Origin of the sequence: Marinimicrobium alkaliphilum (assembly GCF_003259155.1) — a bacterium.
Taxonomy (GTDB): Bacteria; Pseudomonadota; Gammaproteobacteria; order Pseudomonadales; family Cellvibrionaceae; genus Marinimicrobium_A; species Marinimicrobium_A alkaliphilum.
On record NZ_QGMQ01000002.1, the window covers coordinates 131,858 to 146,809 of the forward strand.

Genomic DNA, 14,952 nt, shown 5'->3' on the forward strand with positions numbered 1-14,952 from the left:
AGTGAGCCGAAACAGAAAATGATCTGTTCGGTGGGGACTGGCGTATAAGGAATTACGCGGTTTCAGCACATTTAGAGGCCCGTCGCCTCCAGCATAGGTAATTTGCTGCCAAATTACCAGCAGGTTCATCCGCTCTGAGATCAATGTGTAGCCCGTTGCCCGGCCCTGAGCCGGGCTTTTTTATGGGGCTGTTTCCACCCGGTTGCGGCCTCCGGCCTTGGCCCGGAGCATCGCCTCGTCGGCGCGTCCGAACCAGGCGCTGGGCGTGTCGGAGGCCAGCAGCGGTGCGCATCCAAATGAGGCCGTGACTGGACCGTCAGGGGCCTCCAGCTGGCCTTCGAACTGGCTTCGCAGTTTTTCCGCCAGCAAACGGCCCTGTTCCAGGTCGGTATGTCGAGCCAGGATCACGAACTCTTCGCCCCCATAGCGGAATACCCGGTCAGTCCGGCGCGCGCGCTGGCGCAGGATGTGTGCAGCGTGCACCAACACCTTGTCTCCCACGGGGTGGCCGTAGGTGTCATTAACCCGTTTGAAATTGTCCAGGTCGAGGATGATCAGGGTGGTTGGCGTACCCGAACGGTGGAAGTCATCCAGGCAACGTTTGAGCTCTTCATCGAGCTGGCGGCGGTTGCCGAGATCGGTCAGTGCGTCGTGATGGGCCGCCTGGTCGAGTTTGCGCCGCTGATGATCTGCCAGACGGGAAAAGGTGAACGCCATGGCGCTGCTCAAGGCGAGAGAAGCGCTGACGCTGGCTGCTGTGAGGGTATCACTGGCGGTCAGGAGCAGGGGGAAGAGCGCGGCGACGGTGATCACCGAGAGACTGATGGCGACCCGCTGAGGAAGCAGGAAGTAACAGGTGAGCATGACCGGATGCAGCCACATACTGAATAGGGGGTGGCTCATATAGGTCAGTGTCATGACTGCAATCAGCAGGAAAAATGCCAGAAAGCTGGCCAGCTCGGAGACCCGCTGGGCACGGTAAGAGTAGATATAACTGGTCAGCGCCATGGCGAAGATGACGCAGTTGATGCTTGCCCTTAGCCAATCGCCGCTGTAAAAGCGCCAAAGCGTAAAGGGCAGAATAACCGCGAGGGTCATCAGTGCGAACAGTCGCACCAGCCCCAGTTGAAAGTGTTGCTTCGAGTCGAGTTGCATCCCTTCCTCTGCCAAGTATCGTTATATCCGTGCAGTTACTCGAGCAATAGTAGCGCCATTGGCGCCTGAATTCACGGGGTCCGAGCAAAATTCTGTGTAAAGATTCCGTGTTGGGGCGGCCGCCGTCTCACGCACTGTCGCGCTGCATGATACTGAAACCCACGTCTACCAGTGTCTGTGGCGGGGGGTCGTTGTCGTCCGCGGTCATTTTTGCCACCAGCGCCTGAGCCGCCACCCGACCGATATCGGCGCCGTTGATCTTTACCGACGAGATCGAGGGCAGCGAGGCTTCGGCAAAATCCAGGTCACCGAAGCCGATCACGGCGACGTCCTCAGGCACCCGCAAACCGCGGCTCAGGGCTTCGGTGATCACCCCGTGGGCGAGGGTGTCGGAGCTGCAGTACACCGCATCGCACTTGACCCCTTGATCCAACAGTGTACCAAAGGCCGAGCGGCCGCGACTGAAGCGGGCCGGGGTCTGAATGACATTGGTAGGGACATGCTTGATGCCAGCCTCAGCCAAGTGGTCAGTGAAGCCCTCCAGGCGCTTGGCGGCGCGGGAGTCGTCGGCGGTCACAGCGGCAAAGCGCTGGTAGCCCCGGCCCAGAAGATAGGCCGCCATCTCCTTGCCTACGTCGTAGTGGGAAAAGCCGACCAGCGCATCGACCGGGTCGTCGCCCAGGTCCCAGGTTTCCACAATCGGAATTTGCGAGGCGTGCAGACGCCGCAAGCTGATATCGGTATGGTCGAGACCGGTGAGAATAATGCCGTCCGGGCGGCGACACAAAATCGCCTCAAGCAGGTCCTGCTCCTGGTCGCGGTTGTAGCCCGATAGCCCAAGCAGTGCCTGATACCCGTATTCGGCCAGTGTCTCGTTAATGGCGCGTACGGTTTCCGCAAAGATGGGGTTGGCTACGGTCGGAACGATCAGTGCCACCAGGTGGCTGCTGCGTGTCGCCAGGCCGCCGGCCACCAGGTTGGGCAGGTAGCCGGTCTTTTCGACCGCTTTCTGAACCTTTTCACGGGCTTTTTCCGACACCATATCGGGCTGATTCAATGCCCTGGAGACGGTGATCGGAGATACCCCGGCGACCCGGGCCACATCGATAAGCGTGGGGGCCTTGGGCTTGTTTTTGAGGTCTTTGCGCTGCTTGTATTTTTTCATCCCGACGTCAATCCGTATCGCAGTGAGTGGATGTCGATTTGGCGCATATTATTATTACACAAATAAAAGGCCAGCAGGGTATACCCTGCTGGCCTTTTGTAATCGGTCTCAAAGTGGTAGCTAGGGGCGGACTTGAACCGCCGACCCCAGCATTATGAGTGCTGTGCTCTAACCAGCTGAGCTACCTAGCCACGTCTGAGGGCGCGTATTCTCGCCATCTATGGGTCTAAAGTCAAGCGTTTGGCCGCAACAATTTGGTCTTGGGCCGGCTCGTCTAGACATTAAAGCGAAAGTGCACCACATCGCCATCCTTGACGACGTAGTCTTTGCCTTCCAGGCGCCATTTGCCGGCGTCTTTCGCCCCTTGCTCGCCTTTGTGAGCAATGTAGTCGTCGTAGCTGATGACCTCGGCGCGGATAAAGCCTTTTTCAAAGTCGGTGTGGATCTTGCCCGCTGCCTGGGGAGCGGTGGCACCGACGGGAATGGTCCAGGCGCGTACTTCCTTAACCCCGGCGGTAAAATAGGTATGCAGGCCGAGCAGGTCGTATCCGCCGCGAATCACCCGATCCAGGCCGGGCTCGTCCATCCCCATTTCCTGCAGAAACTCCGCTTTTTCGTCGTCTTCCAATTCGGCAATCTCGGCCTCGAGCTTGTTGCAGATAGGAACCACAACGGCATTTTCCTCGGCGGCGATGGCGCGCACCTTGTCCAGGAGCGGGTTGTTCTCGAAGCCGTCCTCGGCGACGTTGGCGATATACATGGTGGGTTTGAGGGTGAGCATGTTGAGCTCGCGCAGTAGCGCCAGCTCGTCCTTGCTCAAACCGAAGGAGCGCAGGGGCTTGGCCTCATCCAGGTGAGGCTGGACCCTCTCCAGGATGGCCTTCATGGCGATCGCGTGCTTGTCTTGGCCCTTGGCGGCTTTACTGTAACGCAGCAGCGCCTTATCGACGCTTTCCAGATCCGCCAGCGCCAGTTCGGTATTGATGACCTCGATATCCGCCGCCGGGTCGACACTGTTGGCAACGTGAATCACATTGTCGTCTTCAAAGCAGCGTACGACATGGGCTATGGCCTCGGTTTCGCGAATATTGGCCAGAAATTTATTGCCCAGGCCCTCACCCTTGGAGGCACCTGCCACCAAGCCGGCGATATCCACAAATTCCATGGTGGTGGGGACGACTTTTTCCGGTTTGACGATCTCGGCGAGCCGGTCCTGGCGCGGATCCGGCACCATGACAACCCCGGCATTGGGTTCGATGGTGCAGAAAGGGAAGTTCTCTGCGCCGATGCCGGCCTTGGTCAGTGCGTTGAAAAGAGTGGACTTGCCGACGTTGGGCAAGCCAACGATGCCGCAGTTAAAACCCATGATAACCGTCCCGAAAGTGGAGCCCGAAGCTCCGTTGAGTGAAAAAGAAAGGCGCGATTATACAGGGGTGCGAGCCGCTTTTCGACCGGCGTTTCAGGCATCCATGACCCGTTTGGCCCCGCGCAACATGGCGTGTACCAGTTCGTCGGCATCGAACTTGGTGAGTGCCTCGTTGGCCCCAACCTGATGGGCGTAGCTGACACTCATCTCGCTGTTGAGGGAGGTATGCAGGATGATGTAGGCCTGGTTGAGGGCGCGGTTATTGCGGATCTCGAACGCCAGTTCGTAGCCGTCGAGCCCGGGCATTTCGATATCACTGACCAGAATGTCGATGGCGTTGTTGTCGGCGGCAGCCGCTTTCATGCGCGCGAGCGCATCGGCCCCATCGTTGGTGACCTGATAAGGGATATTCAGGTGGTCGAGCGCATCCGAGAGCTGCCTGCGCGCCACATGGGAGTCGTCTACGAGCAGGATGTTGAGTGGCCGCAGCTGTTCGCGCTGAACATCCGTCAGCACCGCATAGCGGCGCTCGGGCGGATCCGGGTAAATCTGGGAAAATAGTAGCTCCAGATCGAGCAATTGGATGGCTTGCCCCTCGAACATAAACAGACCGGTGACGTAGGCTTTCTTGCTGAGCATGGCGGGGGGCTGTTTTATCTCTCGCCAGTTGGCGTCGACGATACGGTCGATATGACGCACCAGAAAGCCCACGTCTTTGCGCTGGCAGTCGGTGATGATGATCGAGCTTGACGGCATTTCCTCAACAGGGATGGGCGGGTAGCCTACCGCCGCCGCCATATCGATGACCGGCAAGGTTTTCCCGCGTACAGTGACCGCCCCAAGCACGGCGGGGTGCTCCTGAAGAATGCGGTTAAACTTCACATAGGGGATGATTTCCCTGACTTTCAGGGTACCCATGGCAAAAGTCTGTCGGCCTGCCAGGGTAAAGAGTAAAAGCTTCTGCGTGTGTTTGGCTTTACTGGTCATACCGACTCCGGTTGTAATGCACTAGAGTATAACGGCAGCGAACAGATTTTATGAAGCCTTGAATCAGGCTTTGGTGTGCAGGGTCTTCATGGCGTTGGCCCAGTCGCCGCTCACGGCCAGGGGCAGGGCGTCGAGTGCGCGATCAATGGCCTCTTCGATCAACTGTTGCTCTGCGGCAGGAGCCCTTTTGAGTACAAAGCCGGATACTTGCGAGGCGTGGCCGGGGTGGCCGATACCCAGACGCAAGCGGTTAAAGTCGCGGTTGTTGCCCAGAGCGCTGATGGTATCGCGCAGGCCGTTGTGACCGCCGTGACCGCCACCGTGTTTGAGGCGTGCGCTGCCCGGGGGCAGATCAAGCTCATCGTGGGCGACAAGGATGGCCTCAGGGGCAATTTTGAAGAACTGCGCAATGGCACCGATGGCCTGGCCGCTGCGGTTCATAAAGGTGGTGGGGATCAGGAGTCGGACGTCGCGGTTGGCAATGCGGATACGCGCGGTGAGGCCGTGAAATTTGGCCTCGGGGGTGAGGCTGGCGCCCATACGGTGCGCCAGCTCGCCCACAAAATCGGCGCCGGCGTTGTGTCGGGTCCGGTCGTAGTCGGGGCCTGGGTTGCCCAGGCCCACGATAAGTTCGATCGGGGTATCCTTCATCACGTCCGGCAGATTCCGCGTTAGGCGTCGCCGCCCTCTTCAGAACCTTCTTCGCCTTCGCCTTCAGTGTCTTCAGCTGCGCCCTTGGGCTTGTTGACGGACACCACCGGCAGGTCGTGGTCCGGGCCGTGAGACAGCGCCACAGAAACAACACCTTTAGGCAGTTTCAGGTCAGAGATATGCAGGGTGTCGCCAATTTTGGCGTCGATCAGGTCCACTTCGATAAACTCGGGCAGATCGGCCGGCAAACAGCTGACTTCCAGTTGCACCATGCTGTGTACGACTTTACCGCCTTGCAGCTTGATACCGTCGGCTTTGTCTTCGTTGATGAAGTGCAGCGGCACGCTGGTCTGCAGCTTGGTGGACTTGGAAACACGCAGGAAGTCGGCGTGCATCGGGAAGCCCTTGGCGGGATGGCGCTGCAGATCTTTCAGGATCACGTTCTCGGCTTTTTTGCCGTCGACGCTCAGGCTGATGATATGCGAGAAAAACGCTTCGCTTTCCAGGTGCTTCTTCAGCTCCTTCAGGCTGATAGAAATACTGACGGGGTTCTTCTTGCCACCGTAAATAATCGCCGGGACTTGGTCCGCCAGGCGACGCAGGCGGCGGCTCGCACCCTTGCCCAGGTCGTCGCGCGCGACGGCATTCAATTCAAAATCTTCAGACATGATGTCTTTCCTCATTAACATTCCGTTGGCATCCGCGACCAGATATCGCCAACGGGGTTATAAAAACACCCGGACAGGTTTGCCCGGGTGTGTTGCCTCGAGTCGATGGGTCCGCTTATTCGCGGAACATCGCACTCAGGGATTCTTCATTGCTCAGGCGGCGCACCGCTTCGGCGAGCATGCGTGACAGCGTCAGTACACGGACACGCCCACAGTCTTTGGCCTCACCGCGCAAGGGGATGGAGTCGGTAACCACCAGCTCATCCAGCTCGGAATTATTGAGGTTGTCTATTGCGTTGCCCGACAAAATCGGGTGAGTACAGTAGGCGACCACGCGGTTAGCGCCAGCTTTTTTCAGCGCTGTCGCGGCGTTGCACAGGGTGCCGGCGGTGTCGACCATGTCGTCCACCAGCAGGCAGGTGCGGCCACTGACATCGCCGATGATGTTCATGACCTCGGCGACGCCGGCCCGCGGGCGACGTTTGTCGATAATGGCCAGCTCTACGCCCAGTTGTTTGGCCACTGCGCGGGCGCGAACGACACCGCCAATATCCGGCGACACCACAACCAGGTCTTCAAAATTCTGCTTTTCAATATCTTCGAGCAGTACCGGCGAGCCGTAGACGTTGTCCACCGGTACATCAAAAAAGCCCTGGATCTGTTCAGCGTGCAGGTCAACCGTCAGTAGCCGGTCGATGCCAGCGCCAACCAGCATATCGGCCACCACCTTGGCGGTAATCGGCACCCGTGCCGAACGTACCCGACGATCCTGACGGGAGTAGCCAAAGTAGGGCACGACCGCCGTGATCCGGCCGGCTGAGGCTCGGCGCAGGGCATCAACCATCACGATCAGTTCGATGAGGTTGTCGTTGGTCGGCGCACAGGTGGGCTGGACAATAAAAACGTCGCGCCCCCGGACGTTAACCAGCAGTTCGACGCAGACTTCGCCGTCGGAGAACTGCGTTACCGAGGCGTCGCCCATGGGCATCCCCAGATAATCGACAATCTTCTGGGCGAGTACGGGGTTGGCGTTGCCGGTGAATACCATCAAGTCAGTCACGCAGGGTACCTTTGCTAACTTAAATTGAGTCTGTCCTGTTCGACGTTCACTGCAACGGTTTACTTATCGGAACTGACGCTGATAGTTGCATGACGAATCGGGTGCTGTCGGGAAAGGTGGCCGGGGCCAGGTGACCTCCGGGTCACCCTGATAAATATGGCTGGGGCGGTAGGATTAGCTCGCCTTCGGCTCACTGGTCTCCGGCGGCGCTGCCGCCTCCGGCTCGAACCTACCCGATCCCAGTAGTTTCGCTCTGGCAGCATCGCTGCCCGATAAATATGGCTGGGGCGGTAGGATTCGAACCTACGCATGACGGGATCAAAACCCGCTGCCTTACCGCTTGGCTACGCCCCAGTAGTGTTTTTCGGCGGTGCGTATTCTGCACCATTACTTGCCAGTTCGTAAAGTGGTGATCGGTTAATTCCTTGGGCTACAAAGCCTGGGAGATCACTCGGTGCCTGGGCAAGTACATGCTCGGCCTCCTGTCGGTTGGCAAAAGCTGCAAAAATGCAGGCGCCGGTGCCAGTGAGCAGAGCATTATCAGTGAAGCGACTCAGCCACGCCAGGGCGTTGGCCACCGCCGGGTAGAGTCTTTCCACCAGGGGCTGACAGTCATTGTGGCCGCCCTCCCTGAGAAAGGCCGCTACTGTAATGGCCGCTGTGTCTCTTGTCAAACCTTTATGTGAAAAAATTTCTTTAGTAGAAACATGGCATTGCGGGCACAAAACCAGGAACCAGCGGGGTGCCAAAGCCACCGGTTTGAGAACCTCGCCGACACCTTCGGCCCAGGCGGTTTCGGCGCCCACAAATACCGGTACATCGGCACCCAGTTGCAGTCCCAAATGTTGTAATTCGGCCCGGGTCAGTCGGCAGTCCCACAGCCGGTTGAGGGCGACCAGGGTGGTGGCGGCATCACTGCTGCCACCACCGATGCCGCCGCCCATGGGTAGGCGCTTGTCGAGGTTGATGTCGGCGCCGGCCGGCCCTCTGGCCCAGGGCCGCAGCAACCGGGCGGCGCGCAGGATCAGGTTGTCGGCATCGGCAACGCCTGGCAGTGCGGGGGTGAGCTGGAGCGTGTCGTCCGGACGCAGGCGAAAATGCAGCTGGTCGCCGTAGTCGAGCAGTTGAAACAGGGTTTGTAGCTGATGGTAGCCGTCGGCTCGTCGCCCGGTGATGTGCAGGAACAGGTTCAGCTTGGCAGGTGCGGGCAGGGTCAGGTGGTCCACAGCCTAGTCCCCGGCGTCGGGCAGTTGCCACTGGCGAATGATCAGGGTCAGGCGGATATCCCCGCTTTGGGCGACAATGCGTCCGGGTAGCGGGTAGCCGTCGACCGCCTGAAACCGGCTGTAGTCCAGTGTCCATCCGGCCTGGGTCAGGCGTTCAGGCCAGCCCTGGCTATTGTGTTCGACCTCGGCGGGCGGGCCGAAGGGTGCCGGTATGCCCTTGACCCAGTAGGTCAATTGGGCCACGGGGAAAACCCAGCCGGTGGTGTCCCAGAGCAGGGTTTCAGCGCTGCTCGCCGTCAGGGGTCGTTCGCCCGCCTGCTCCAGGACGGCATGTTGCTGATCGCCGTGTATCAAGGTGCGCCCCTGACCGAAGGGGCCGCTCAGGTCAATATGAAAGTCGTCCCGATCCTGGCGCCAGCGCACGCTGGCACTGGCGTTCTGCTCGGGCACGCGCAGCCCGAGACGACCGGTGATGTGCCAGTGTTCGAGGTTTTGCAGCAGAGCCTGATGGGCACTCCAGTCTTCGATATCGGGGGCCACAGGCTGGCGCGCACAGCCAGTGGCCAGTAGCACGGCCAGGGCCAGCCACAGTCCGGATGCCGGCAACCTAGTCATCGGCTTGCAGGCGCTCTATCGTTTCGAGAATGACCGGGCTCTCGGGTTTGAGGTCCAGCCCTTCACGCCACACCGCCCGGGCGCGTTCGCGCTCGCCGGTTACCCACAGCAGCTCGCCCAGGTGGGCGGCGACCTCATGGTCCGGGTACACGGCCCAGGCGCGCTCGAGGTAGTGCAGGGCGCGCTCGTGGTCACCGAGGCGGTAGTACACCCAGCCCATGCTGTCCAGAATGGCCCCGTCGTCGGGCTTGAGGGCCAGTGCTTGACTGATCAGGGTATAGGCCTCGTCGTGGCGCTCGGTGCGATCGGTCAAAATATAACCCAGGGCATTGAGTCCGTGCGCACTGTCGGGTTGGTAGCTCAGCAGCTCGCGCAGGTCGCGCTCGGAAGCCTCGATATTGTCCAGTTCAAAATGGACCATGCCGCGGGAGTAAAGTAACTCGGTACTGGTCGGGAAGTGCTCGAGGCCCTGGTCCAGTACCGCTTTGGCGGCACTGTGTTCACCGGCGCGGGTCAGGGCTTGAGCGTGCATGAAGTAGAGGGCCTCGCCCTGCTCGGGAAAGCGTTGGTGTACGCGCTGCATGTGCTGTTCAGCGCTGACCAGGTCGCCCTGGTCGATCAGGATTTCCAGAATCCGTACGGTGGCACTGTAAAAATCGTTGCCCGGTTCGACTTGCAGGTAGTGCATCAGCGCACTTTCCAGGTCTTCGTCGTGCTCGGCCATACCCGCCAGGTAATAGTGGGCGGGTGAAAGGTGCTCATCCAGGTCGAGCAGCGTCTCAAAAGAGTTGGCGGCTGTGTCCCGGTCTCCCTGTTCCAAGGCGATAAGGCCCAGGGACAGGAGCAGATCCGGATCCATCGGGGATTGCCCAAGGAGGGTTTCAAACTGCTCCTGGGCCAGTGCCAGGTCGAGTTCCGTCAGTAGGCGGGCGTACTGCAGGCGCACCCGAAAATCGTTGGGATTGCGTCGCAGCAGTGTCTCGAGTCCACTAATGGCCTCTTCAAGGCGACCGAGTTGATGCAATGCGCTGGCACGCAGAATGGCGGCGGCGGAGTTACTGCGTTCTAGCTTCAGGGCGCGCTCGGCCAGCGCCAGGGCGGCGGCGGGCTGGTTCTGCTGATGGTACATCAGCCCGGTACCGATCAGCAGTTGAACGTCTTCCGGGTATTGCTCCAGCAGATCACTGAAGCGCGCGCGCAGGGCCTCGTGGCGATCATTGGGCAAGTTGGCCGCGTTGGCGGCAATGTTCTGAAACAGGGGGTACTCGCCCTGAGCGTGCAGGCGCCGGGACAGCTCGAAGGCTTCGTTCAGCCGGCCGCCTTGCATCATCAGCAGGGCCGCGTTGAGCTGCGCTTCTGGGTCATCCGGGCTGATGTCCAGCCACAGTTCAGCCGTTTCCAGAGCCAGATTGTCAGCATCGAGGAAGCGGGCGTAGAGCGTGGCGCGTGCGGCGACCTGGGGGTCACGGGTCACAAGCGCCTGCTGGTAGTAATTGGACAGGGCAACGTCGTAAAGTTCGCGGCTGCTGGCCAGTTCGGCGGCCAGCAAGGAGTACAGCGTTTCGCTGGTAAAGGCGCGCACCGGGCGCTCGCGACGGGCCTCGGACGTCGCCTCGTATGACTCGGCTGCGGATTCGGTCCGGGCTTCGGTCGGCGGCGGTATCTCGGGGTCCGGAACCGGTGGTTGCTGGGCGCAGCCACTCAGTAAGCTCCAGCACAGAGCCGCGGACACGAGCGGGAACAGGGTTTTCATGCGAATGGTTTTATCCTCTGAGTGCAGCTATGGGAGCATCATAAACATAGCGCGGTGATATCTCCAGCCTTGCGGCTTCCCGTTTGGAGTCTGATGCCGGCTCAGAATTCCCCGTAAAAGTCGGTATAATGCCTCTTTTGGGGGCCTGCCCTTGCCAGCCCGAGGCGCTGGCTGGACAATGACCCCCCTTTGGTTGGCGAACGCAGCTGGGACTTCATGACCTTATTGGCCTTTGGCATTAACCACACGACAGCCCCCCTCGCAATCCGTGAGCGGGTGGCTTTTGGGCCCGATCGGGTTATCGCTGCGCTGCGCCAGGCGCATGAACGTGCGGGTTTGGCGGAGGTGGCGATTCTGTCCACCTGCAACCGGACCGAGATTTATGCCCACGGCGAAGAGGATCTGCAGCGACTTTTACAGTGGTTGATTGCGCAGACTTCGATCGAACTCGATGATCTCAACAACTGCTATTACTGCCACCGTGACGACGAGGCGGTGCGCCATATGATGAAGGTGGCCGGCGGGCTGGACTCCCTGGTGCTGGGTGAACCCCAGATTCTTGGGCAGATGAAATCGGCCTATTCCGTCGCGCGCGAGGCCGGCACCCTGGGGCCGGTACTCAACGGCACTTTTCAGCAGGTGTTCGGGATCGCCAAACGAGTGCGCTCGGAAACCGCCATCGGCGAGAACCCGGTGTCGGTCGCCTACGCGGCCGTCAGCCTGGCACAACAAATTTTCTCCAATCTCAAGCAGGACACGGCACTGCTGATCGGCGCCGGTGAAACCATTGAGCTGGTGGCCCGGCATCTGGTGGAGCAGGGCATCAAGCATCTGGTGGTGGCCAATCGCACGCTGGAGCGGGCCCAGAGGCTGGCGACGGAGTTCGGAGCCGAAGCTATTTTACTGGCCGATATTCCCGAGCATCTGCACCGGGCGGATATCGTGATTTCTTCCACCGCGAGTCAGCTGCCATTGTTGGGCAAAGGCGCGGTCGAATCAGCCCTGAAAAAGCGCAAGCACCAGCCGATGTTTATGCTCGATATCGCGGTGCCCCGGGATATCGAAGAGGAGGTGGGCGAGCTCGACGACGTCTTTCTGTACACGGTTGATGATCTGCATGCGGTGATTGATGAAAATCGCCGCTCGCGCGTTGAGGCGGCGGACAAGGCGGAAGCGATTATTGCCGAGGGCGTTTCGCTCTATCAGCGGCAGCTGCGCGCGCTCGATGCAGTGGATACCATCAAGGCCTTTCGCCATCAGGCCGAGCAGTTGCGCCAGATCGAGTATGAGCGGGCGCTGCGTCAGCTGCGCAGCGGGGCCGACCCCGAACAGGTGTTGCAACAATTTTCCCGCGGCCTCACCAATAAATTGCTGCACGCGCCCACCACCACGCTCAAAGAGGCCGGTGCCCGTGGGCGTGCTGATATGATTCAGTTGGCGCATCAGCTTTATCATCTATCGCCTGATGCGGACAGCGTCGACGAGCAAGAGTAGCTCGGGCATTGACAAATTTTTAACCGCACTTTTTTACACAGCGAGTTGCAATGAAAGCATCCATGCAGGAAAAACTCGGTCGCCTTGAGGAGCGCTACCAAGAGGTCAGCGCGCTCTTGTCCGAGGCCGAGATCATCAGTGATCAAAACCGTTTTCGGGATTTATCAAAAGAGTACGCCGAGCTCGAGCCGGTGATTCAAGCGTTCAACCGGTTCCGCCAATTGCACAGTGATCGCGCTGAGGCCAAGTCGCTGATGCAGGAGGGCGACGCGGATATGCGCGCGATGGCTGAAGAAGAACTCGACAACTGTGACGCCCAGTTGGAGCCGCTGCAAGAGGAGTTGCAGCGGTTGCTGTTGCCCAGAGATCCGGACGACGACAAAAACGTGTTTCTGGAAGTGCGCGCGGGCACCGGCGGTGACGAGGCGGCGATTTTTGCCGGTGATCTGTTTCGGATGTATTCGCGCTATGCGGAACAGCGCGGCTGGCGCATTGAGGTGCTCAGCGAAAGTGAGGGTGAGCACGGTGGTTACAAGGAGATCATTTCCCGTGTTACCGGTGATGACGTCTACGCCCGGCTCAAGTTTGAGTCCGGTGCACACCGGGTGCAGCGGGTTCCGGAGACGGAGTCTCAGGGGCGCATTCACACCTCGGCCTGCACCGTGGCCGTGTTGCCCGAAGCCGATGAGGCGGAGGAAGTGGCGATCAATAAAAATGATCTGCGCGTAGATACCTTTCGTGCCTCTGGTGCGGGCGGCCAGCACGTCAACAAAACCGATTCAGCGATTCGTCTGACCCACATTCCCAGCGGCATTGTGGTGGAGTGTCAGGATGAGCGCTCACAACATAAAAACCGGGCTCGGGCCATGGCGTTGCTGGCCGCTAAACTCAAAAACCAGCAAGTCGAGGCAGCGGCCAAATCACGTTCTGATGAGCGCCGTTTGTTGGTGGGCAGCGGCGATCGCTCCGAGCGCATTCGCACCTACAACTTTCCTCAGGGACGCATTACCGATCACCGCATCAACCTGACGCTGTATAAGCTCAATGAGGTGATCACGGGGAGCCTGGACGAAGTGATCGAGCCGCTACTGACCGAGTACCAGGCCGATCAGCTCGCGGCACTGGGAGCCTGAGTTGACCATTGCTGAGTGTTTGCGCCGTGCCGCCGAATTGGCGTCTGTCAGTGATAGCCCGCGTCTGGATGCGGAGTTGTTGTTGTGCCGGGTGCTTGAGCGCGAACGCACCTATTTATATACCTGGCCCGAGCGTGAACTGAGTGCGTCGCAGGCGCAAGCCTTTGATATGCTCTGGCAGCGGCGCCGACGCGGCGAGCCAGTGGCGCATATTCTCGGGGTGCGCGAGTTCTGGTCGCTGCCCTTGCAGGTGGATGCCAGCACGCTGATTCCGCGTCCCGATACCGAGTGCCTGGTGGAGGCTGCGCTGGCACTGACCGCTGATGATGATCCACAGGCTCGGCGGCGGGTATTGGATTTGGGTACCGGCACCGGCGCCATCGCTCTGGCCCTGGCGAGTGAAAAACCGCGTTGGTCACTGCTGGGGATCGATCGTGCGCCCGAGGCCGTGGCACTGGCCGAGCGCAACCGCGCCGCGCTCGGCCTGGCCAACGCTGTTTTTCTGGAAAGCGACTGGTTTGCCCAGGTGCCACCCGTGCCGGGGTTTGATGTGATTGTCAGCAACCCGCCCTACATCGCGGAAGGTGATCCGCACCTGACCCAGGGTGATGTGCGCTTTGAGCCGCACTCGGCGCTGGTGGCGGCCGAGCAGGGGCTGGCGGATCTGCGTCACCTGATCGATCGGGCGCGCGATTTTTTGTTGCCCGAAGGCTGGCTGCTGCTTGAGCACGGTTTTGCCCAAGGCGAAGCGGTGCGTGCGTTGATGGCCACGGCGGACTATCGCTCGGTAGCGAGTTGCGCAGATTTGGGCGGCCAGGAACGGGTCACCCTTGGACAAACCCCGGGAGGCAATGCGTGAACGACGACCAGCTGTTGCGCTACAGCCGACAAATCATGCTGCCCGAGGTGGATGTCGCCGGGCAGGAAGCGTTGCTGGCGTCCCGGGTATTGATTGTCGGTCTGGGCGGGCTGGGTTCACCGGTGGCCATGTACCTGGCGGCCGCCGGCGTTGGCCACCTGGTGTTGGCCGATCACGATCATGTGGATCTGTCCAATCTTCAGCGCCAGATTGCCCACACCAGCGAGCGTATCGGTCAGGCCAAGGTGGCTTCGGCAGCCGAAAGCCTGCGGGCGTTAAACCCCGAGGTTCACCTGACTCAGATCGAGGAGCGTCTGGATCAGGCGCGCTTGAACGCTCTGGTACAGGACGTCGACCTGGTACTCGACTGTACCGATAATTTCTCGGTACGCTTCGCCATCAATGCCGCCTGTGTGGCCGCGCGCGTACCGCTGGTGTCCGGTGCCGCTATCCGCCTGGAAGGGCAGGTCGCGGTGTTTGATTCGCGGCGTGAGAACAGCCCCTGCTATCAGTGCCTTTACGAGCACCAGAGCGATGAAGCCCTCAACTGCGCCACCAGCGGCGTACTGGCCCCCCTGGTGGGGGTTGTGGGGAGCCTGCAGGCGCTGGAGGCGATCAAGTTGCTGGTGGGTTTTGGTACTGACCTGGCCGGTCGGTTGCTGATGTTTGATGCCCGCCACAGTCAGTGGCAGAGCTTGCGCTTGCCCCGGGATCCACGTTGCCCCGCCTGCGGTACCGGTCAAAAATAAGAGGTAAAATGTGACGCGGTTCTTTACCCTCGTGCGAGATTACTGGTAATCTTTTGCGCTGCTCACGCTGT

Annotated in this window: 14 protein-coding genes and 2 tRNA genes; 4 read left to right on the top strand and 12 right to left on the bottom strand. The window is 60.2% G+C overall.

Going from position 1 to position 14,952, the window contains the following annotated elements:
* Positions 1–180: 180 nt before the first annotated feature.
* The 12 genes from DKW72_RS04020 to DKW72_RS04075 all read right to left on the bottom strand — a co-directional run bounded on the left by DKW72_RS04020 (position 181) and on the right by DKW72_RS04075 (position 10,646).
* Positions 181–1,155 (bottom strand): GGDEF domain-containing protein, encoded by a 975-nt coding sequence (locus DKW72_RS04020; RefSeq protein ID WP_111641045.1) that lies wholly within the window; start codon positions 1,153–1,155, stop codon positions 181–183.
* 127 nt (positions 1,156–1,282) lie between these two features.
* Positions 1,283–2,320 carry a LacI family DNA-binding transcriptional regulator gene (locus tag DKW72_RS04025; protein WP_111641046.1) on the bottom strand — a complete coding sequence of 346 codons (1,038 nt, stop codon included), beginning with the start codon at positions 2,318–2,320 and terminating at the stop codon, positions 1,283–1,285.
* A gap of 114 nt (positions 2,321–2,434) precedes the next feature.
* Positions 2,435–2,511, bottom strand: a tRNA-Met gene (locus tag DKW72_RS04030).
* Between the two features lie 83 nt (positions 2,512–2,594).
* On the bottom strand, positions 2,595–3,686 hold the full coding sequence (gene ychF / locus DKW72_RS04035; protein ID WP_111641047.1) for a redox-regulated ATPase YchF: 1,092 nt from the start codon (positions 3,684–3,686) through the stop codon (positions 2,595–2,597).
* A 93-nt stretch (positions 3,687–3,779) separates the two neighbouring features.
* Entirely contained in the window at positions 3,780–4,673 is an 894-nt protein-coding gene (locus DKW72_RS04040; protein WP_111641048.1) for a chemotaxis protein, read from the bottom strand.
* A gap of 63 nt (positions 4,674–4,736) precedes the next feature.
* On the bottom strand, positions 4,737–5,324 hold the full coding sequence (gene pth / locus DKW72_RS04045; protein WP_111641049.1) for an aminoacyl-tRNA hydrolase: 588 nt from the start codon (positions 5,322–5,324) through the stop codon (positions 4,737–4,739).
* A 20-nt stretch (positions 5,325–5,344) separates the two neighbouring features.
* On the bottom strand, positions 5,345–5,992 hold the full coding sequence (locus DKW72_RS04050; RefSeq protein ID WP_198411212.1) for a 50S ribosomal protein L25/general stress protein Ctc: 648 nt from the start codon (positions 5,990–5,992) through the stop codon (positions 5,345–5,347).
* A gap of 115 nt (positions 5,993–6,107) precedes the next feature.
* On the bottom strand, positions 6,108–7,040 hold the full coding sequence (locus DKW72_RS04055) for a ribose-phosphate pyrophosphokinase (protein WP_111641336.1): 933 nt from the start codon (positions 7,038–7,040) through the stop codon (positions 6,108–6,110).
* 291 nt (positions 7,041–7,331) lie between these two features.
* Positions 7,332–7,406: transfer RNA gene (locus DKW72_RS04060), tRNA-Gln, on the bottom strand.
* Entirely contained in the window at positions 7,397–8,278 is an 882-nt protein-coding gene (gene ispE, locus DKW72_RS04065; protein ID WP_111641050.1) for a 4-(cytidine 5'-diphospho)-2-C-methyl-D-erythritol kinase, read from the bottom strand. The genes DKW72_RS04060 and ispE overlap by 10 nt, the downstream gene beginning before the upstream one ends.
* Before the next feature lie 3 nt (positions 8,279–8,281).
* On the bottom strand, positions 8,282–8,893 hold the full coding sequence (gene lolB / locus DKW72_RS04070) for a lipoprotein insertase outer membrane protein LolB (protein ID WP_111641051.1): 612 nt from the start codon (positions 8,891–8,893) through the stop codon (positions 8,282–8,284).
* A complete protein-coding gene (locus DKW72_RS04075) occupies positions 8,886–10,646 on the bottom strand; it encodes a tetratricopeptide repeat protein (protein ID WP_111641052.1) in 1,761 nt (586 codons plus the stop codon). Before DKW72_RS04075 ends, lolB begins: the two co-directional genes overlap by 8 nt.
* 216 nt (positions 10,647–10,862) lie before the next feature.
* On the opposite strand from DKW72_RS04075, the gene hemA reads away from it, so the two are divergent.
* From hemA to DKW72_RS04095, 4 genes are read left to right on the top strand one after another with little or no spacing between them, the layout of a single operon-like run.
* Positions 10,863–12,140, top strand: coding sequence for a glutamyl-tRNA reductase (gene hemA / locus DKW72_RS04080; protein WP_111641337.1), 1,278 nt, complete (start codon positions 10,863–10,865; stop codon positions 12,138–12,140).
* Between the two features lie 50 nt (positions 12,141–12,190).
* Entirely contained in the window at positions 12,191–13,273 is a 1,083-nt protein-coding gene (prfA, locus tag DKW72_RS04085; RefSeq protein WP_111641053.1) for a peptide chain release factor 1, read from the top strand.
* A 1-nt stretch (position 13,274) separates the two neighbouring features.
* Entirely contained in the window at positions 13,275–14,132 is an 858-nt protein-coding gene (prmC, locus tag DKW72_RS04090) for a peptide chain release factor N(5)-glutamine methyltransferase (RefSeq protein WP_111641054.1), read from the top strand.
* Entirely contained in the window at positions 14,129–14,881 is a 753-nt protein-coding gene (locus DKW72_RS04095; protein ID WP_111641055.1) for a HesA/MoeB/ThiF family protein, read from the top strand. Before prmC ends, DKW72_RS04095 begins: the two co-directional genes overlap by 4 nt.
* The last annotated feature ends 71 nt before the right edge of the window (positions 14,882–14,952 follow it).